This window comes from Proteiniphilum acetatigenes DSM 18083, assembly GCF_000380985.1.
In the GTDB taxonomy this organism is placed as follows: Bacteria; Bacteroidota; Bacteroidia; order Bacteroidales; family Dysgonomonadaceae; genus Proteiniphilum; species Proteiniphilum acetatigenes.
The window spans coordinates 162595-183972 of record NZ_KB905693.1 but is presented as its reverse complement, the minus strand read 5'-3'; the positions used below and the strand labels follow the sequence as shown (position 1 = coordinate 183972).

At 42.1% G+C, this 21378-nt stretch carries 13 protein-coding genes; 10 read left to right on the top strand and 3 right to left on the bottom strand.

Features of this window, described 5'->3' with window-relative positions:
* Positions 1-4 precede the first annotated feature (4 nt).
* The 3 genes from F597_RS0102795 to F597_RS0102785 form a co-directional block, all read right to left on the bottom strand.
* The gene (locus F597_RS0102795) at positions 5-2713 is read right to left on the bottom strand and encodes a TonB-dependent receptor (RefSeq protein WP_019538189.1); all 2709 of its coding nucleotides are present in this window, start codon (positions 2711-2713) and stop codon (positions 5-7) included.
* A 187-nt stretch (positions 2714-2900) separates the two neighbouring features.
* On the bottom strand, positions 2901-4631 hold the full coding sequence (locus tag F597_RS20030) for a DEAD/DEAH box helicase (protein ID WP_019538188.1): 1731 nt from the start codon (positions 4629-4631) through the stop codon (positions 2901-2903).
* Positions 4632-4830: 199 nt separating this feature from the next.
* Positions 4831-5838: a tyrosine-protein phosphatase gene (locus F597_RS0102785; RefSeq protein ID WP_157278925.1), complete on the bottom strand. Its 1008-nt coding sequence runs from the start codon at positions 5836-5838 to the stop codon at positions 4831-4833.
* A 798-nt stretch (positions 5839-6636) separates the two neighbouring features.
* Between F597_RS0102785 and nadA the strand changes: the two genes are divergently transcribed.
* The 10 genes from nadA (at position 6637) to F597_RS0102730 (ending at position 21372) form a co-directional block, all read left to right on the top strand.
* Positions 6637-7581 (top strand): quinolinate synthase NadA, encoded by a 945-nt coding sequence (nadA, locus tag F597_RS0102775; protein WP_019538185.1) that lies wholly within the window; start codon positions 6637-6639, stop codon positions 7579-7581.
* Between the two features lie 143 nt (positions 7582-7724).
* Positions 7725-8828 (top strand): redox-regulated ATPase YchF, encoded by a 1104-nt coding sequence (gene ychF / locus F597_RS0102770; protein ID WP_019538184.1) that lies wholly within the window; start codon positions 7725-7727, stop codon positions 8826-8828.
* A 240-nt stretch (positions 8829-9068) separates the two neighbouring features.
* Positions 9069-10064, top strand: a complete 996-nt coding sequence (locus tag F597_RS0102765; RefSeq protein ID WP_019538183.1) for a LacI family DNA-binding transcriptional regulator — start codon at positions 9069-9071, stop codon at positions 10062-10064.
* A 147-nt stretch (positions 10065-10211) separates the two neighbouring features.
* Positions 10212-11987, top strand: coding sequence for an L-fucose isomerase (locus F597_RS0102760; protein ID WP_019538182.1), 1776 nt, complete (start codon positions 10212-10214; stop codon positions 11985-11987).
* A gap of 105 nt (positions 11988-12092) precedes the next feature.
* Entirely contained in the window at positions 12093-13292 is a 1200-nt protein-coding gene (locus F597_RS0102755) for a glycoside hydrolase family 172 protein (protein WP_019538181.1), read from the top strand.
* A gap of 21 nt (positions 13293-13313) precedes the next feature.
* On the top strand, positions 13314-16457 hold the full coding sequence (locus F597_RS0102750; RefSeq protein ID WP_019538180.1) for a SusC/RagA family TonB-linked outer membrane protein: 3144 nt from the start codon (positions 13314-13316) through the stop codon (positions 16455-16457).
* An 11-nt stretch (positions 16458-16468) separates the two neighbouring features.
* The gene (locus tag F597_RS0102745) at positions 16469-18277 is read left to right on the top strand and encodes a RagB/SusD family nutrient uptake outer membrane protein (RefSeq protein ID WP_026327050.1); all 1809 of its coding nucleotides are present in this window, start codon (positions 16469-16471) and stop codon (positions 18275-18277) included.
* 23 nt (positions 18278-18300) lie between these two features.
* Complete coding sequence (locus tag F597_RS0102740; protein ID WP_245541980.1) at positions 18301-18711, top strand: DUF4945 domain-containing protein; 411 nt, start codon at positions 18301-18303, stop codon at positions 18709-18711.
* Positions 18712-18844: 133 nt separating this feature from the next.
* Positions 18845-20275: a glycoside hydrolase family 183 protein gene (locus F597_RS0102735; protein WP_019538177.1), complete on the top strand. Its 1431-nt coding sequence runs from the start codon at positions 18845-18847 to the stop codon at positions 20273-20275.
* Between the two features lie 44 nt (positions 20276-20319).
* Positions 20320-21372: a hypothetical protein gene (locus F597_RS0102730; RefSeq protein WP_081624325.1), complete on the top strand. Its 1053-nt coding sequence runs from the start codon at positions 20320-20322 to the stop codon at positions 21370-21372.
* Positions 21373-21378: the final 6 nt, after the last annotated feature.

Sequence of the window (21378 nt, the reverse complement as noted above, 5' to 3'; positions counted from 1 at the left end):
GTCATTAAAATTGATAGCTTACTCCTAAGCTGATATTCAGTCCTTTCTTAAATTCATTGAGGACCACTTTTTCATTCGGGGCATCACTTTCCCTCGATAACCTGTAAGTGGCATTCAAAAGATTCGCCGCTTTCAGCTTTAAAGAAAAATATTTATTGAAACTGTAGGATGAAGCAAAGTCGAGTGTAGGAACACTCCCTTCGATAATGTCTTTATACCCTCTTGCACCAATGGTGTGAATTCGATCGCTGAAATAATTGAAAATGAAAGAACCCACGAAACTCTTCTCCTTTTTTGTGTAGTTGTACGACAGATCGAAATTCACGAGGAAAGGTGAAGCACCTTCCAATCCGCTTTTTCTGGGATCAGTGTTGAGAATATTCAATTCGAGATCAGTGTAAATATAAGAAGCATTCAACCCGGCAGAGAGCCTGTCCATCCGCTCCAATTGCATACTGAAGCGATTAAAGATATTCTTTCGCAATTCAAATTCCACACCTCCCACCAGGGCATGATCACTGATATTGTCATACGTAAGCAATCCTGCAGAATTTCCCTGATCTACACGTCCGATAGGATCGACAATATACTTATAGAAACCCGTCACAGATAACAGTTCCCCCGGGCTTATATAATAATCCCATTTCAGGTCCACATTATAGTTGTCTGAAGGTCTCAGGTTGGGATTACCCTGACTGGAAAACGATATGTTCACATACTGGTAGGGAGAGATCTCTTTCGATTGTGGTAGGGTATATGTCTTACTTATTCCCAGACGAAGACTGTTTTTGTCATTCAGATCATATTTCAGATTGAGGCTTGGCAGGAAATAATTTTTCTTAAGAGGTACTTGACCGGGCTCCGTATGTTGCACATCGTGATCTACCTCCATATCCACCCTATCCATCCTAAAACCAATATTTCCCGTCAACGCTTTTGCCAACTGATAAGATACTTCTGCAAAACCGGAATGGATCTGTTTCGTAACAACGTATGAATTCGGCTCACCGATATCCATTCTTAATAGTCCGTTAGCCAGATTTTCCTCAAACAGTTTATCCACATCCAAATTCTCAATAGAGAAAGTAGGCATGCCCATTGGGCTATAATTATACTCGATCGCATTGAATTTATCATCTACAAGGCGTCCATTATACCCTATCTTCAGCTCCGAATTATCCGTTCCGAAACGGTTGTTTAGTTTGAGAATGAGGGCAGCTCTTGCATTTACATCATTACTTTTCAGATCGGAAAAGAAGCGCTTATTTCTGTTACTTCTGGTCAGGTCATACACATTATCATCCTTAAAAGAAAAATAAGTCTCTCTCCGGTCAGGCTCCAAACCTTTTATGGAGTTGTAAGAAATACCCGCTTCAAGCTTCATCGAACCAGTCAATTTCCAGTCAGATAACAATTGATTTACAATCAACATATTATCATTGGTCTGTTGTCTTCTTACAAAACCTATGTACCCTGTGGCGCCTTGATGACGCTCTGAATTGTATCCACTGTATTCACCCACATATTGGTCATTGGTGTGAACCAGCATAAAATTATATTGTAGATTGTGTTTACGGTTAAGGCCGAGTATGGCGTTACCCAGTACGAGCTGACTCGTTGTCTGTGAATATTTATCTCCTGTCTGATCCTGATAAATGGTCCCGTCGTTTGTTGTATTACGGACAATTTCTTCCGTATAGGAATATTCTGTGCTATGGGAGCCTACAATGAAAAACGACAAAGGATTGTTGTTTTCCCCCAACCGGAACGATTTACCACCGGAAAGACCATAACTATGGTTCAACGGCATAGAAATCACTTCCGGATTGAGGCTGTTTGAAAAATTATGTTGACCATCAGAAGGTTGATCGGTATTGGCAAAACCAAAATAGCCAGAACCGTCCTGACGTAAAAAATCAGCGCCTATCGCCGTTGTGTTCAAACCACCGGACAGGTCAAGCGCTAAAGCATATTCACCGGCCAACTCCTTCGGAATAATATTAATACCGGCACCGCCCACATCGGAGTAGTGACTTCCGCTGAATACTTTATTTACACTTATATTTTGAATGACATCGGTCCCGAAAAACTCGAGTGCTATATTTTTGTACTCCGGATCTTCCGAAGGAATAGGAAACCCATTGAGCATGGTAACATTATAGCGGTCTCCCAATCCGCGGACAAATACATTCTTTACCCCTTCCTGTTTGGAAATTCCGGATACCTGTGCAACGGCTGCCTGCGCATCACCAATTCCCTTTCTCGACAGTTCGCGTGCACCGACAGCCTGCGTGGCTAAAAGTGCCTGTCGCTGTTCCATCAACAGGATGTTCTCACTCTCACGGTTTGCCCGTGCTACAACCTCCACTTCCTGTAGGCTGATATCATCGGTACTCAATAAAAAATCGACTGTTGTTTCGTTGTTACTTTTGACAACAATACCGGTCTTTATCTCACTTTGATAGGCAACATACGATGCAATGAGCGTATAAGTACCTGTACCTACATTCTGTATGATATAATTGCCGTCTAAGTCGGCGGCAGCTCCGCTGGTGGTTCCTTCTATCAGTACCGATGCACCTATGAGCGGTTCATTGGTTTGGGCGTCCACTATTTTTCCTTTGATGGTGCCTGTCTGGGAATATGAATACACCGGAAAGACAAGAAAAAACAAGAGAACGGATAATATTGACAAATCAAATTTATATCTCACAAATTATTCTTTACGTTAGATTTTTGGCACAAAGGTCTTTTATAAATGTTACAGATCGATTACGGTTCGGTTACAATGTTATTAAGTTTTTAATTATAATACTGTGGGATAATAAAAAAACGGGGTAAAAACCCCGTTTATACACATTAATACTCAATTGTGACGCTGTTGTTTCATAACGCACCTGTTATCTTTTCCCCTTATGTTTTTTCTTTTTCTTCCCTTCGAAAGATTCAAAGAATTGCTTCTTCTCCTTTTGCGGTCTGTTTTCATCCCGAGAGACTTCAACAACCAGTTTCCTGTCTTCGATATACATCCCCTTGAAGGCTTTTACCACTTTCGGGGCAAGCTCTTCCGGTATTTCGAAAAAGGAGAAATTCTTCATCAGGTCAATCCTGCCTACCGGCACTTTACCTTTTACATGTTCATTGATAAAACCCATCAGTGTAGCAGGATTCACTCCATCCATTTTCCCTATATTGATAAACAGACGGGCATACCCTTTTTCAGGTTGGACTACTCCGTTGTGCTGGCGTCTGCCTCCTCTCTCCGAACGTGTATCCTCTCTCCTGCCCTTCGATGATCTCTCTTCCGGTTCATAGATCTCCTCCGCCTGACGGTAATATTCAATCAGACGATTGAATTCAAGCGATACCACCCGTTTGATGATATCCTCTTTTTCAAGCCACTCCAATTTACGGAAAATAGAGGGTAACAACCGGTCGATCTCCTCTTCGTTGACCTTTACTTTCTCAATCTTGTCCACAAAATTGAACAATTGCTTTTCACAGATAAGATCACCTTTGGGGATAGTCCGTTTTTCAAATTGTTTATTGATCAGTTTTTCGATCTGTGCGATCTTTCCTTTTTCTTTTATATGGATAATGGAAATAGAGGTTCCCGTCTTTCCGGCACGACCGGTTCTGCCGCTACGGTGAGTATATACTTCATAATCGTCGGGTAACCCGAAGTTAATGATATGGGTTACATCATCCACATCTAATCCCCGTGCAGCTACATCAGTAGCAACCAGTATCTGAAGATTATGGTTCCTGTACTTAGTCATCACATAGTCGCGCTGTACCTGCGACAGGTCGCCATGTAAAGAATCGGCATCATATCCGTCCTGCAGAAGTTTGTCGGCAATCTCCTGGGTCTCTTTTCTGGTGCGGCAAAAAACAATTCCGTATATATTGGGATAATAATCCACAATCCTTTTCAATGCCAGATATTTATCTTTGGCATGCACCATATAATAGAGATGCCTCACGTTTTGGGCGCCTTCATTTTTTCTGCCGATGGTGATCTCAACCGGATCACTCATATATTTACGGGTGATCTTCTCGATCTCCTTCGGCATTGTAGCCGAGAAGAGCAACATAGAACGACTTTCAGGCACACTCGAAAGGATCTCATCAATACTTTCCGAAAAACCCATGTTCAACATCTCATCGGCTTCATCCAGTACAATAGTATGTACATGTTTCAACGAAACCGTTTTTCGGTTAATCAGGTCGATAAGCCGGCCGGGGGTTGCCACGATAATGTGAACCCCTCTTTTTAATGTCCGTATCTGGCTTTCGATACTCGATCCTCCATATACAGGAAGTATTTTCAGATCTTCCACATAGGTGGAAAAATCGGTAAGGTCTCCTGCTATTTGCAGGCATAGCTCTCTGGTAGGACAAAGGATTACCGTTTGCGGTGATAACAGTGAAAGATCTGTTTTCTGAATGACGGGAATGCCGAATGCAGCCGTCTTGCCCGTACCGGTCTGTGCCAGGGCAATAATGTCTCTCTTATGGGAAAGTAATTGTGGGATCACTTCCGCCTGTACCGGCATAGGATTTTCAAATCCCAATTCCGTAATAGCCTGCCGGATTTCCGGAATAACTCCCAATTCTTCAAATGTACTCATTTTTATAAATAGTTTTAATGTGATGGGTATTGATGCTTCTCTTTACCCCATAACAACATTAAAGAAGAGAGAGAATTCAATGACAACCTATGATTTATATATGATTTTTAGTGACGATAATAACCCCATACTCCGAAAAGCCGGTTAAAATTATCCTGTCTTTAAAATCGGATGCAAAGGTATGAAAATAAAATAAATATCAGAACTGGTAAAGCAGGTATTTGCACAATAAATTTTTCTTTCCCGAAGTTACGCGGAGTTCTTTTTCAAGGTAATTATCCATCGAACCATATTTCTGATTAATATAGTCGATAACATAATTCAGATATGCCCTGTTGACAGAAAGCATGGCCGTTACTGCTTCCTGCATGGGTTCAGGGAGATTCCGCGCATCTATTTTTGCTTTTGCCGGATCGATTTCAATATTTGAGAGCATATAATCCTCCTCTAATGTACTGTGTGGAACACCTAAAGCGTAGAGTATAAAATATGAAGCCAATCCCACACCATCCTTGCCCAGGGATTCTGTCAGAAGAACAGGATAATTACTGTCGTTAGTCAGTACATCGAACATCTCACCAAATTGTTCCTTGTGATTTTCAACGATATCCACATACGATTCCTGTACATAACGGATCGCATCACTTCTGTCAAAATGAGCATCTTTTGTTTGTTCATCCAGTTTTTCAGCATCCATCGGGCTAAGAGGTAACGCTATTTTCCGGATGGAAGGATGAAGAAGCAACGGATACTTTTTTGCTGTCCTCTCGGATCTGAAATCAATGACTGTTTTAATATTCAACCTGCGTATTCTCTCCTGATCATATAGAGTGGCATCGCTTAAATTAGCCGATCTGTATATTTCTCCCCATTTTATCTGACGGTTATCCGTAGTGAAATATCCACCTATATCCCTGAAATTTTTAATATTATTCATTTCTATGATTCTATTCGCAACCACACCCGAATAGACACCGGAAGTACGAAGTATAAAATATTCCCTCAATCCCGAACCGGTGGGACTTACTCTTAGTACCTGATCGGTAATTTTCTTAGAGGCAAGGGGTGTAAAACTGGTAAGAGAACTATCGGTAAGGGAAGAATAGATATCTATATCTCCCTCCTGGTCAGGACTTACCTCCCATTTCAATAAAAAATCCCCTTCCCTGTCTTTTTCAACGACAGAAGTAATTTTTACTGTTGACATACAGGAATACCCTGAAATTAAAAGTAAAAACAGATATGATATAGAATACAGTCTTTTCACCTCTTCTTCTATAAATACTATAAACAAACAAATATAGTGAAAGCCGGGAGACAAGCTAAGCTTGCTTAAGCTTGTCCGAGGCGCATCCTATATTATACAAATATACAAAAAACTTTATTCCAAAATAAAAACAACCGGAACAGATTAACAATATATAATTATTCGTTTTTCTTTTTAATACTTAATTTTTAGATATTTGAATCCTGATTTTTATAGTGACTTATCTAAAGTAGGGAATAAAATAATCATCACATCGTTCAATCAACAAATCATCAAATCCAACAGGCTGTTGATAACTTGTGGAATGAATGTAAATAGAAATTGATAAAATGATTTGCAAAAGAGAAAAAACCGATCCTTTGTAAAAAATTTCGACTTTGCCTAAAAAAGATACTTTTTTTATTGGAAAGATTTCAGCCACTTTTCAACAGGAAAAATGAAACAAAAAAGAAATAAATTATTAACTTTGCCCTTTGTAAACAGTTTATGATAACATTTGTAATTATCACATTTACAGACATAAATTAAATATTTTTTTGTTGATAAGTTATGATAATATAGATTCAAAGTTTAATAACATCATTTCCTGCTTTTCTATATAAAAATCATCAACAGTTTCAACAGCCAATTATCAATATCATATATTTTTTTAAATTTAAAAGTATATATATAAATATAAATCCGGTTGAAAAGCATTGAAAGGTTTGTATGCCGGAATAGGAGAAAATAAATAGTCATATGACAAAAGAAGAACTTGTACAGAATATAGAGTTGCTGAAGAAGGAGAAGAATGCCATTATTTTGGCACACTACTATCAGGAACCGGAGATACAGGATATCGCTGATTTTGTAGGAGACAGTCTTGCATTGGCACAATGGGCCTCAAAAACTTCAGCTGATATTATTGTGTTGTGTGGCGTACACTTTATGGGCGAGACGGCTAAAATACTAAGTCCGGAAAAACGTGTTTTTATCCCCGATCTGAATGCCGGCTGTTCGCTCGCTGAGAGTTGTCCGGCCGGGCCGTTTGAAGAATTCGTAAATGCTCATCCGGATCATACGGTCATCTCTTATGTAAATACAACGGCAACCGTAAAGGCACTTACAGATATCGTGGTGACTTCCACCAATGCCAAACAGATTGTAGAATCGCTTCCGGAAGATGAAAAGATAATCTTTGGTCCGGATAAGAACCTGGGTGATTATATCAATAAACTGACCGGCAGGAATATGCTTTTATGGGATGGAGTATGTCATGTACATGCACAATTTTCCCTTGAAAGAATCCTGGAATTGAAAAAGGAATATCCCAATGCTTTGTTACTGGCCCATCCCGAATGTCCTAAATATCTTTTGGAAATAGCGGATCATGTGGGATCTACTTCAGCTATTTTAAAATTTGCTACCAATTCCGAGAATAAACAATTTATCGTGGCTACCGAAGCGGGAATTTTACACCAGATGCAGAAAGAAAATCCGGATAAGGAATTTATTCCGGCTCCTCCCGAAGATTCAACCTGTGCCTGTAACGAGTGTTTCTATATGAAGATGAACACATTGGAAAAACTGTATCTCTGCCTGAAAAATGAAAAACCGGAAATTATAGTAGATGAAGAGGTAAGGATAAAAGCAGTGAAACCTATCGAACGGATGTTGGAAATATCGGCATGGTATGGTTTATAAGAAATAGCTTTATCATTTAGGAGTTTGGAAATACTTCAATTTTATGTACTTTTGCACCCACTAAATAAAAGTATAAATTTCAGCTTTGTCTCCAATCCTGGTTCTTGGTTCTTATAGCGAAGCGGTCTTAAAGTCTTAATAGAATGGCTCTGCAATGTGGTATTGTAGGACTTCCCAATGTGGGGAAATCCACCCTTTTCAATTGTTTGTCGAATGCGAAAGCGCAGGCGGCAAATTTCCCGTTTTGTACTATAGAACCCAATGTAGGGGTTATTACTGTTCCGGATGAACGGCTAAATAAACTGGCGGAATTGATCCATCCCCAGAAGATTGTACCTACTACTGTGGAGATCGTAGATATTGCAGGATTGGTAAAAGGTGCGAGTAAGGGAGAAGGTCTGGGAAATAAATTTCTGGCCAATATCCGTGAGACAGATGCCATATTGCATGTATTGCGTTGCTTTGACGATGAAAATGTGACTCATGTCGATGGCAGGGTGGATCCTGTCAGGGATAAAGAGATCATCGATGCCGAGTTGCAATTGAAAGATCTGGAAACTATTGAAGCCCGTATCACTAAAGTGGAAAAACAGGCTAAGACAGGAGGAGATAAAGATGCCAGACTTGCTTTCGAAGTCTATTCAAAGATCAGGGGAGCATTGTTGCAGGGGGAATCGGCCCGTACCGTTTCTTTCGACACAAAAGATGAAAATAAAATTGCCCGCGAACTTTTCCTGTTAACCGCAAAACCGGTATTATACGTCTGTAATGTGGATGAAGCGAGTGCGGTAGCCGGTAATCAGTATGTAGAAGCGGTGCGGGAAGCGGTGAAAAATGAAAATGCCCGGATATTGGTCGTTGCGGCAAAAATTGAGTCTGAAATAGCTGAGTTCGATACCTATGAAGAGCGTGAAATGTTCCTGAATGAAATAGGATTGGAGGAATCAGGTGTAAGCCGGCTGATCAAAGCCGCATATAACCTGTTGGATCTGCAAACATTCCTGACAGCAGGTGTGCAGGAAGTACGTGCATGGACTTTCCAGAAAGGATGGAAAGCACCGCAGTGTGCCGGAGTGATCCATACCGATTTTGAAAAGGGATTTATCCGGGCAGAAGTGATCAAATATGAGGATTTTATTACTTACGGTTCCGAAAATGCCGTGAAGGAAGCAGGGAAAATGAGTGTGGAAGGAAAGGAATATATTGTGCAGGACGGGGATATTATGCATTTCAGGTTTAATGTTTGACGTCGTCCATAAAACTAATTTTATATCGTTGATACCTATATCTTTAAGTTTATTGAATATCTCTTTTAAAATACTTCCCCGATCTACTTCTTATCCTATATCTAACGATATTTTTATTTAGAATTGATATAAATAATCATTGTATAGCATAAATATGTTATAAAACATAAGAAATAATTTTTAATTAATCGATTAACCTTATACTTTTGCGTTAAGTTACGTTATAAATGTCTATAGAGAGTGGAAAAAGTTTCCTTAAAGGTAATAGCAAAAGAGTTAGGAGTATCTGCTGCAACCGTGTCACTTGTTCTGAACGGAAAGAACAAGAATGGCAGGGTAAGTGAGGAAATGTCAAAAAAAATCATAGATAAAGCGGCTGAGTTGCATTATATACCTAATAGCCTGGCCAAAGGTTTGAAAATGGGCCATTCCAAGTCAATCGGATTAATAGTCGCTGATATTTCGAATGTATTTTTTGGCACGTTGGCTCTCCATATTCAGAATTACGCTGAGAAAGAAGGATACACAGTGATTATTGGTAATACCAATGAAAAATTGGAGGAGATGGGAAAGATAATCACTTTTCTTAATTCCCGACAGGTGGATGGTTTAATCATCACTCCTGCAGAAGGAAGTGAGGTTTTGATAGAATCGGTTTTGAAAGGTAAGAAACCGTTGGTTTTGGTAGACAGGGGATTTCCGGATTTAAACGTTCCTTCTGTACTGATCAACAATTATGAAATATGTTATCGTTCCACAAAGCAGTTGATTGACCAGGGATTTAAAAATCCGGCATTCATTACTTACAGACAGGATCAGTTTCATACCAACGAACGAAAACGGGGATTCATAGAGGCAATGAAAGATGCAGGACTTTTTACTCCGGATCATGTGAAGGAGGTAAGTTATCAATATTTGAATGAAGATATGGATAAGGCTATTTCACAATTATTGAAATGTGAAAAAAAAGTAGATGCCATTTTCTTTGCTACCAATACTATCTCCATGGCGGGTGTGAAATCGTTGTTCAAACGAGGAATGCTTATTCAAAAAGATATTCAGGTAATGTGTTTTGATGAAACTGATGCTATTAATTTGTTCCCCTTTAGGGTACCCTTCATTAAACAACCTATCGAAGAAATGGCTAAAAGTGCATTGGAACTGCTGATTGATCAGATAGAGAAAAAGGATGTAAAAAACCAAAAACTCTTTTTGGAAGCAGAATTGATTACCTGAAATTTTTTCTACAGTCAGTTAAACGTTTAATTAATCTCTGATAAATTGCTTTTGTATAGGATTAAATAATTGTGATAAGTGTGAGGGTAGTAGTTAAACGTTTAATTCTATCCTTTATATATAGTATAAAAAAGTAAACTAAATTGTATGCAACAAAATTATCCTAAGATCGGAATTCGTCCTGTGATTGACGGACGACGCGGAGGCATCAGGGAATCTCTCGAAGATACCACTATGAATCTGGCGAAAAGTGTAGAAAAGTTATACCGTGAAAATCTTCGGTATCCCGACGGTTCTCCGGTAGAATGTGTGATTGCCGACAGTTGTATCGGAGGGGTGAAAGAAGCAGCCTTATGTGCTGAAAAATTTGAAAAGGAGAACGTAGGGCTTTCCCTGTCTGTTACCCCCTGCTGGTGTTACGGATCTGAGACCATTGACATGAATCCTAATATCCCGAAAGCGATTTGGGGATTCAACGGTACGGAGCGCCCCGGCGCGGTTTATCTTTCGGCTGCGCTGGCGGTTCATAATCAAAAGGGACTGCCTGCATTCGGTATTTACGGAAGGGAAGTACAGGATATGAACGACCCGTCGATTCCGACCGATGTACAGGAGAAACTGCTTCGCTTTGCGAAGGCGGGACTTGCCGTGGCTATCATGCGGGGGAAATCATACCTCTCCATCGGTTCCGTCTCGATGGGGATCGGTGGCTCTATGACCAATCCCGATTTCTTGCAGGAGTACCTCGGGATGCGTACCGAATTTGTGGATGCCAGTGAAATACTTCGCCGCATTCAACTGGGTATCTATAATCATGATGAATTCGCCAAAGCGATGCAGTGGACAAAAGAGCACTGTATGACTCGTGAGGGAGAGGATTTTAATCCTGAACATCTGAAGCACAGCCGGGAACAGAAAGATAAAGACTGGGAGTTCGTGGTGAAGATGACACTGATTATGCGTGACCTGATGATTGGAAATCCGGTACTGGACACTATGGGATATGGTGAAGAAGCCCTTGGGCACAATGCCATAGCGGGAGGTTTTCAGGGGCAACGGCAGTGGACCGATTTTCTGCCCGATGGTGATTTTTCGGAAGCGATCCTCAATTCTTCATTCGACTGGAACGGGATCCGGAAACCATTCACTTTTGCTACTGAGGATGATCACCTTAACGGTATCAGTATGTTATTCAACCAACTACTTACCAATACTTCCCAGATCTTTGCCGATGTACGTACCTATTGGAGTCCCGAAGCGATAGAACGGGTAAGCGGATGGAAACCTGAAGGAATATTGAAAGATGGTGCGATCCACCTCATCAATTCCGGTTCATGTACCCTTGACGGTACCGGTCAGCAGTCGGACGAAAACGGCAATCCTGTGATGAAACCTTTCTGGGAGATCAGTGAGGAAGAGGTGGAAAAGATGCTCAATGCCACTACCTGGTATCCTGCATCGCTTGAGTATATGCGTGGAGGAGGATATTCTTCACAATTTCTGACCAGGGCAGGTATGCCGGTGACCATGTGCCGCCTGAACCTGATCAAGGGATTGGGGCCTGTATTACAGATTGCTGAAGGATGGACAGCCACCTTTCCTGAAGAAGTTTTCGACATCATCAACAAACGAACCGACAAGACATGGCCGTCTACCTTCTTCGTACCGCGCATCACCGGTAAAGGCCGCTTTACAGATATCTATTCGGTGATGAACTATTGGGGTGCAAATCATGGTGCTATCAGTTATGGACATATCGGTGCCGACCTGATCACACTGGCTTCGGCGCTTTCTATTCCGGTGAATATGCACAATGTGGATGATGAAAAGATCTTCCGTCCGGATGCATGGTCCGCATTCGGTTCTGATAACGAAGGGGCGGATTACCGTGCCTGTGCAGCTTACGGACCGGTGTATAGATAAGAATAAAGAGTAAGGAGTAAAGAATAAAGATTTTATAGAGTCTGTAATCCTTTATGTAATAATCTTATATCAATCGTATTCTTAAATTGTAAATAAATAGATAGAATGAAGAAAATTAACTTTAAAATGCTGAAATTAAGCACCCTTATTTTGGGAATTATGCTTTCATTACCCCTCTTTTCCCAAACAGAGTCGATGGGGGAGATGTTTGAACTGGCAAAATTGAAGTCGGGCATGAAAAACAGGAGGATATCCAGTACCGATCCCACAGGAGGAAACCGGGACCATCTGGAACCGTTCAAGCCCGGTGAAAAACGAACTATTGCGGAGATAAAAGGGACAGGTGTAATCAACCATATCTGGATTACCATTGCTCCTCCACCCGGTGAATTAAGCAGGAACGATATCATTATCAGGATGTATTGGGACGGGAACGATTATCCCTCGGTGGAATCACCTATCGGGCCTTTCTTTGGACAGGGATGGGACGAGCGGTATAATTACGCTTCGCTTCCCTTGTCGGCAGGACCTGAGAACGGAACAGGACTGAGCAGTTATTTTGCGATGCCCTTTGAGAAAGGAGCGAGAATAGAGATTGAGAATCAGACCGATAAGACGATCAATGCTTTCTATTTTTATGTAGACTATCTGGAGATGGCGGAACTTTCCGAAGGAATGGGCCGTTTTCACGCCTGGTATAATCATAGCCTATCCAAAGCCCTGCCTGAAGGAGAAACTGAATGGGCACTGACAGGCGAATGGAAGCCCAATACCCAGTTAGACCGGAACTATGTTTTTATCGAAACCAAAGGGAAAGGGCATTTTGTAGGGATCAATTATTACGTACACTCTCCTACCCCCATGTGGTACGGCGAGGGAGATGATATGTGGTTTATCGACGGGGAGAAGACCCCTTCTTTGATCGGCACCGGTACGGAAGATTTCTTCAATACCTCCTGGTGTCCCAAAGAGCCGTTCTCACATCCCCATTTCGGTTATCCCAGGGTGAATAACGATATAGGCTGGCTGGGAAGAACCCATGTGTACCGTTTTTTTATCAATGACCCCATTTTCTTTGAAACAGAAGTGAAAGGAACCATTGAAACAGGACACAACAACAATCTCACCCTTGATCTGGCCACTGTGGCTTACTGGTATCAGGACAGTGCGGTAAAATTGCCTCCGGCGCCATCTAAGGAAGCACGTAAACCCAAGCCTTTTATCAACCATATGGATATGCACCGCTGGAGAGATGCCTGGCGGAAAGCGAAAGGAAATGACCCACAGTTGTGGGGAAATGAGTGATCAATCAATAAATTTAGTCATATGAAAAATTTTATAAGCAAACTCGCTTTGGTTTGTCTGTTTCTGGGATTCACTCTCTATACCTTTGCAGCCCAGACACCCAACCAGATACAACAGGCTAAAACCATCAGAGGAGTTGTTACAGAACAAAATACCAATGACCCCTTGCCGGGAACAAGTGTATATGTGAAAGGTACAACTGTTGGTACTATCACCGATATGGATGGTAGATACCAGCTAAACGTGCCTTCAGAGGATGCGGTACTGGTTTTTTCCTTTATCGGAAAGAGGACAGTGGAACAATCCGTGAGAGGAGCGACGGTAATTGATGTGGTGATGGAAGATGATGCTACCATGCTGGAAGAATTGGTTTATACAGGCTATATGACACAAAGGAAAGCCGATCTTACCGGATCTGTTTCCATGGCGACGAGCAGTGATATCATCAAGAATCCTTCGGCCAATGCGATGAAAGCGTTGCAGGGAAAACTTTCCGGGGTCCATATTACAACAAACGGGGGAAATCCTGCTGAAGATGTGAATATTCAGATTAGAGGGCTCTCTTCCCTTTCAGGTGGAGTAAAACCGTTGATCGTATTGGATGGGATGCCCACGGAGAATCTCAACCTTAGGGATATTAATTCCGGAGATATAGAATCGATTCAGATATTGAAAGACGCTGCTTCAGCCAGTATATACGGTGCACGCGCATCAGGGGGCGTAATTTTGATTCAAACCAAAAAAGGGAAAGAAGGTGCAATATCCGTTGAATACAACGGAAGTGTTTCATTCAGTTCCGTTGTGAACAAACCCCGGTTGATGAATGCTGAAGAGTACGGAATAGCTGCTTTCAGAGCGCAGGCATATGACGAGAAAGTGTATGGCGTATCTATGTCATTACCCACTACCTATGATTTTACCTGGCACAGAAATGACAACGAATTGGCAGTGCTCGACGGGGTGAAACCGGCGGAATGGCTCAATCCGGAACAGACTGTCAGAGGCTCGGATACCGACTGGATGGACGAAATCTTCCGTACCGCGATGATGACAAACCATCAGGTGACCGTTTCTCAAGGAACAGATCGGTCAAAGAGCCTGTTTTCATTGGGTTATTATAACAATGAAGGTACGCAAATTCATACCTTTTTCAGACAATACTCGGTGCGTGCCAATACGGAATACGCCTTATTGAATAACCGGTTGAAAATCGGTGAGAATATCGCGTTGACCTATCTGCAATACAGGAATTCGAACGAAACCCGTTGGGCAATGATCAATCCTCCTGCCGGGCCGGTTTACGACATCAACGGTAACTGGGCGGGAGCTCCCGGCTTTGATGATTTTACCAATCCGGTACGTCTATTGACAATGAATAAAGACAATATCAATAATTACGTGAAAATAATCGGTAATATTTTCCTTGACCTTGATATCTGGAAAGGAATATCAGCCCGTACCCAGTTCGGGGTAGATTACGGTAATGCCTATAACAGGGCGGTCGACGGCATCTGGTCTGAGACCGGCGGAAGGAACAGCGACGGGGAAAATTATGTAGGAAGCTACCAGTCGCATCCATTGAGTTATGTATGGACCAATACCCTTTCCTATACGCTGAATACCGGAAGACATTCATTGGATGCGGTGGCGGGTACCGAATTTACCCGATTCGTACAGGAAGGATTTTCGGCCAGAAGGGAGGGGATATACCTTGAAGACAGGGATTTTGCCCATATCGGTGTGACTACCGGTACAAAATATTCATTGGGGAGTTCGGCAGATGAATATGTCTATTTATCACTCTTTGGAAAAGTAAATTATGCCCTTGACTCAAAGTATCTCCTTTCATTTACACTACGACGAGATGGGTCATCACTCTTTGGTGCGAACAACCGCTATGGAATTTTTCCTGCAGTTTCGGCCGGATGGAGAATCAACAACGAACCCTTTATGGCTGACGTGGAAGCTGTATCTGATCTGAAGCTTCGTGCAAGCTGGGGAGCCAACGGAAATGTGCAGGGATTGCCGCGTGGATATACTTCCACACCTTTTACAACCGATTATTTTGGTACATCCTATCCGATAGAAGGTAATGAAAGCGGACCGCTTTGGTCTGGTTACCGGAGAACCTGGCTTGGAAATCCCAATCTAAAGTGGGAGACGACAAAACAGACTGATATTGCAGTCGATTTTGGTTTTCTGAATCAACGCCTGTTCGGTTCGTTAAGCTATTATTTTAAAAAGACAAACGATGTGTTGGTACAGGTTCCTTATATTGCCGCTATGGGTGAAGGAGGTGAACCCTGGATCAATGGAGCCAATATGAATAATCAGGGTGTTGAATTCGAGATTACTTACAGAAACGATCCAACCGCTGAGTTTCAATATGCCATAACGGCCAATATCGGTTCTTACAGGACAAAACTGGTAGAACTTCCCGAAAATGTGGTCAACAGGTATCCGGGTGACGGTATGCATGATTTTGTCTTAGGCAGAACGCCTAATATCCTTTATGGAATGGTGGCCGATGGCATCTTCAAAACCCAGGAAGAGGTGGATAACCATGCCGAGCAGACAGGAAAGGCCATCGGAAGGATCCGTTATAAGGACCTGGATGGGAATGGGGTCGTTGATGAATTGTATGACCGTACTTTTATAGGAATTACCGATCCTGACTTTTTCGGGGGAATCACCTTTGACCTCGGTTATAAGAATTTTGATATGAACATCTTTTTCCAGGGTGTATACGGTAATAAGGTAAATAATATCTGGAAACAGGAAAGTGATCTTTGGAATATCTCCGTTCCCGCTGGAAAGAATCATGAAAAAAGAATACTGGATGCATGGTATTTCGATAATCCCGATTCCGATATTCCGGCTATGTCCAATTCAAATCCAAATAGCGAGCAGCGGTTTTCCTCCTATTTTGTTGAAGACGGCTCCTATCTGAAGTTGAGAAATATAGAACTGGGTTACACCTTCCCGAAACAGCTTACGAATGCGATGATGATGCAACACCTTCGGATTTATGCTTCTGCACGTAATGTACTTACGCTGAAAAAAGGATGGGGAAAAGACAGATATACCAGTTTTGATCCTGAAATGCCGGGGTACGGTTATCTGACACCATTCACCATGGCTTTTGGAGTTAATGTAACATTCTAAATTTATAGATTATGAAACGATTAAAATATATCTTTTTGCTCGTCACCTTCCTTGTTACGGCAAATAACTGCTCCGATCTTTTGGAAGTGAATCCTAAACAGGTACTGGATGAGGGATTACTGAATTCTCCGGAAGATATGGAAGGTTTTGTGACAGCAGCTTATGCAAGGATTACCGATATACCATCCTGGGATTCTCCTTTTTCGCCCTGGTGGTCCGGCTCTATGCGGTCTGACGACTCATATAAGGGTGGTGGTGGCGTCTGGGACGGCGGTGACGGATGGGGTTTTATGGAAACCTTTGTGAATCTGACTGCCAATGGTTGGCCGATTGATTATCCGTGGTATGTTTCCTATCAGATTATCCAGCGTAGCAACACCGCAATACAGAAACTGAATAACATCTCCGAGGAGGATTATCCTTTAAAGAGTGTGAGAATAGGGGAGATGAAATTTATCAGGGCTTTTGTTCATTTCAGGTTGAAACAGTTTTTCAAATATATACCTTATATCGATGAAAATGTAGTGGGTAGTTCGGCTGAGTTTGAAGCGATTCCCAACAGAGATTCCAGTTTTCCGAACGACCAGTATCTCTGGGAACGGATATTGAGTGATTTTAAAGATGCCGAAGAGGCGTTGCCCGATGTGCAACCGGAGAAAGGAAGGGTAGATAAAAATGCAGCCACAGCAATGGTGGCCAGAACCCTGATGTTCATGGCATATGAGCAGAACGACAGGCATCAGGTGGTTAATATCAATAAAGACCGGCTCTCGGAGGCGTTGGTTTACCTGAACAAGCTGACCGACCAGGAAGGCGGTAAAGTAGACCTTTGTCAGGATTTCGGGGAAAACTTTATTCATACTTCCGATAATAATACCAAAGAGTCGATCTGGGAAATTCAATATTCTATTGATGATGGCAGCTCTACCGGAGGAAAAATCAATCGTGGGGAAGGATTGAATCACCCCTGGAACTGGGCAGGATTCCAATGTTGCGGATTCCATCATATCAGTTATAATATGGGGAATGCCTTTAAGACAGGTCCTGACGGATTGCCGCTGTTTGATGACTACAATAATGACAGCTATGGAAATTATATCAAGAATACGGATGGAAGTGATAATATAGCACTTGTTGAAGCGGGAAATCCGGACTATTTTAATAAGTACAATTGGGATCCCCGTTTCAGCCATACGGCCGGTGTGCCCGGACAGCCGTGGAAATACGATCCTGATCTGATTTTTGAAAGCAGGGGAATAAGGAACGGAGCTGAATATGGTTGGTTGAAATCTGTGAAAGAATTACCCCATCCCGGTTGTGATTGTCTCTTGTATGACGGATGGCAATTCAATTCGATGAACAAGCGGATGATCCGTTACGATGAAGTCCTGCTCTGGAAAGCAGAAGTATTGATTCAACTGGACAGATGGAATGAGGCATTAATTCCTGTCAATAAAGTGCGTGAACGGGCTGCCAATAGCACTGGTTGGTTGATCAAGGCCGATGGTACACCGGTAATGAACTATCATGTGGAGGTCTATAAACCAGGTGAGAACTGTGTATGGGATAAGGATTTTGCCTGGAAAGCAATGCAATGGGAAAACCGCCTGGAAATGGCCGGTGAAGGACGCCGTTTCTTCGATCTGCAACGTTGGGGTGTCCTGGAAGAGGTCATGAATAACTATTTTACCGTGGAAAAGACACGATTCTCATGGATGGCAAATGCCCGCTTCACTTCCGGACGGGACGAGTTTTTCCCGATTCCGCAAAATCAGATGAAATGGGCCAAAGGTAACTATACACAAAACCCCGGATATTGATGCCGGAAATAAAATCTATGGTTATGAGAAAAATAGGAAAACTGATTATTGTAGCACTGATCTTAGTACTGTTTACAGGGTGCTACGACAGAGATATTATCGACAGGAAAGATTTTAATTATTCCTTACCTAAAGTAGAGAATCTGTCTTATACGCTGGAAGGAAATGTGGTTAGACTGTCATGGCAGATACCCGGCAATATCCCTCAGGACTTCAATCGACCGCTGGAAGCAAGTATTCAGGTGGTGGAGGATGATATTTACAGACAGAGAATCTCCGTATTCGATGAGGTCAACTCTGCACAGATTACAATAGATCCGAATAAAGAGTACCGGTTTATTGTCAAATTGCTGGGTTTTCTGACTCCCGAAGCAAAAGAAGAAGGATTTACCGACAGGGTCTTTTCTGAAGGTGTAATAATTAAAATTGAATGACAACTGTGATACCATAAGTAGTGAGGGTGTACCGAAAGCGAGGTACATGTTTTTAGTCACACCGCTTAGCGGTACACCCTTTTATCTTTGTTCACAGAGAATTGATTAAATAGCATTTAGCCGAAAAAAGTGTATGAGCCCGGAAAAAAATAGAAATTATTGGATACTTATAGCCTTTGCTATCATTACGATAATTATATCGTCCTGTAGCAAAGAAGAAGGCAGTGATGAGCCTTATATTCCGGTTGATGAGATCTCATTGGCCGAAACCGATCTCATACCCGACAAGGAGACAAAAACTGTTTCCACACTTCTCCAGTTTAAAAATCTTGACAATATTGATTATCTGGTCATTAATAAGAGTGGAGGAGAAAGTTATTCGGAAAAGATCAGCCGGAGCGAACTCTCTTCCTCTTATCTTTTTACATACCAAGTGAGAACTTCTGATCCTGATTTTTTCAGACTGATCCTGAAAGCTGTTTATCTGGATGGAAATATCTCTAAAGAAATTTCACTGAATGTAGATAACCGGTGGGGCTTTTTTATCCGTAATGTGAGCCGGATAGCACGTGTGACCGGTGCCCCGGTATCCGGAGAGACATTCCCCAGTCCCAACAATACATTAAACTGGAATGTGGGTGGGACTGATCTGGGCATTGTCTGGGAAATGGAACCGGGTAAATATGGGATATTCTTTGGGGATACTTTCGGTCGGGATTTCAAACCGAACCCCACTAATCCCGGCCCCAACGGAGGTAGTTGGAGAAGTAACGTGCTGGCTTTTTCAGAAGATAAAAACCTGGATGACGGGTTGACCTTCAGCAGTATGGCGACCGATGCCAGGGGAGATGCCCGTGAAATTGTTTATGGCGGGAAGGACGGTTCGGGTAATGGAGACTGGACTTCTATTCCCACAGCAGCCATTCGCACCAATGGGGCTGATTATGTCCATTACTTCAATATGAGGAACTGGACCGGCTGGATCACTAATTATTCGGGAATGTACAAGTCGACCGATAACGGACTGACATGGGAGAAGTGTGAAGGAGTTACCTTCTCCTCCAATAGTCCCTTTGGACAAGGTGGATATTTTAAGAAAGATGGATATGTATATATGATCGGCACACAAACCGGGCGCGACAGCAAAGCCGCTCTTGCCCGGTTTCGTGAAGCTGATATTGAGAACCGGGATCAGTATGAATATTGGAACGGATCTTCCGGGCAATGGATCAAAGGAGATGAAAACCTGGCAACCGTCATTATAGATGATAAGGTGGGTGAGTTGTCGTTCATCTATAGTGAGACATTTAACAAGTGGTTCGTTGCTTATTTCAATGGCGACAGGTATAATATCACCATGCGTACAGCGGAGCAGATTACCGGCCCCTGGAGTGAACCGTATGAACTGGCAGCGGGAAAGGATTATGCGCAATTATACGGATCTTATTTTCATCCCCTGTCTGTAAACGGCGACAATCTCTATTTCCTGATGTCGATGTGGATGCCGTACAATGTTTTTTTGATGAAAGCCGAAATAGCAGATATGGGTAGTTTTCAGGATTGAAGAATAGTACAAACGATTATTTAGATTATTTAGAAAACAGAGATATGCGACAGTTACTAGTTTCTTTATTTTTACTGATAATCACCCTTTCGGATGCTCAGCAGAGTTTTTCGAATTGGAAGCAATTGGCACCTCCCGATACGGTTGGCGCATGGATACAACCGGTACAGGGAAAACCGGCTATGCCGGTATGGGGCCATGCCAATGGTATAATTGTGGGATTGGTTCCGTTACCAGGCCCCAGAGGATTGATCAGGATATACACTCCGTATCTGAATTATGGATTTCCTGAGGTGATGAATTTCATTGCTTTTGAGCCGATTCCGAGAGGAGCAGAAGAACGTGGGTATTCGGAACTTGAAAAGAGTAGTCTGGATAAGGATGAATGGGGAAAACGTTTTTGGAGCTCTGACGATGCTACGGCTGTTTTACCCTTAAATGAGCAATACCCGGCAAGAGGGGTAGTGGAAAAGATAGACGGGGAGGAGACGCTGACATTGTATGTCTTTTCCGAACCTTTTGATAACGGTGCTAAAGTATATGCCCGTCTTCGGTTTTTTGAATCCCGTCCTTACGAATTTGAGATAACCACTTATAAATATGATGGTTCTGTGGATCTGGATTATTTCATAACGAGTGCAACAATGGGAAACAAAGCCCGTCTGAGGACGCTTTTCTTCAAAGACAAACAAATATCCTCATTTCAAATATGGCCCGATTATAAGGATATTCATTTTACTTCACGTGAATATTTTTCACAAGAGAAGATGATGCGGGATAAAAAGGGTAACGTCTATTTTATTGCCGCGCCCGATGAGGAAGATTACAGCCAGACTGTATTTACGCACGACACGAAACTGCATTGGCAATACAGGGGTAAACATGCAACCCAGTATTGGATAAAAGAGAATCCCCATAAAGAGTTAAAGGGAGTAATTACCGGCCGCTTTACTTATTGGGCAAGTGAGGCACCCATACCGGGAGGTATATCCATCGAAAATTTAGAATTGAATTCACCGTTTAAGAACGGAGAAAAGTTTATCTTTGGGATTACTCCGTTGTCACCGCAACAGTTTATCGGGAAAATACAAAATTAGAGAGGT

Excerpts from the sequence above, each read along its gene's own strand:
- F597_RS20030 (WP_019538188.1), bottom strand. The coding sequence starts at position 4,631 with ATGAGTACATTTGAAGAATTGGGAGTTATTCCGGAAATCCGGCAGGCT.
- F597_RS0102785 (WP_157278925.1), bottom strand. The coding sequence starts at position 5,838 with ATGTCAACAGTAAAAATTACTTCTGTCGTTGAAAAAGACAGGGAAGGG.
- nadA (WP_019538185.1), top strand. The coding sequence starts at position 6,637 with ATGACAAAAGAAGAACTTGTACAGAATATAGAGTTGCTGAAGAAGGAG.
- ychF (WP_019538184.1), top strand. The coding sequence starts at position 7,725 with ATGGCTCTGCAATGTGGTATTGTAGGACTTCCCAATGTGGGGAAATCC.
- F597_RS0102760 (WP_019538182.1), top strand. The coding sequence starts at position 10,212 with ATGCAACAAAATTATCCTAAGATCGGAATTCGTCCTGTGATTGACGGA.
- F597_RS0102755 (WP_019538181.1), top strand. The coding sequence starts at position 12,093 with ATGAAGAAAATTAACTTTAAAATGCTGAAATTAAGCACCCTTATTTTG.
- F597_RS0102750 (WP_019538180.1), top strand. The coding sequence starts at position 13,314 with ATGAAAAATTTTATAAGCAAACTCGCTTTGGTTTGTCTGTTTCTGGGA.
- F597_RS0102745 (WP_026327050.1), top strand. The coding sequence starts at position 16,469 with ATGAAACGATTAAAATATATCTTTTTGCTCGTCACCTTCCTTGTTACG.
- F597_RS0102740 (WP_245541980.1), top strand. The coding sequence starts at position 18,301 with ATGAGAAAAATAGGAAAACTGATTATTGTAGCACTGATCTTAGTACTG.
- F597_RS0102735 (WP_019538177.1), top strand. The coding sequence starts at position 18,845 with ATGAGCCCGGAAAAAAATAGAAATTATTGGATACTTATAGCCTTTGCT.
- F597_RS0102730 (WP_081624325.1), top strand. The coding sequence starts at position 20,320 with ATGCGACAGTTACTAGTTTCTTTATTTTTACTGATAATCACCCTTTCG.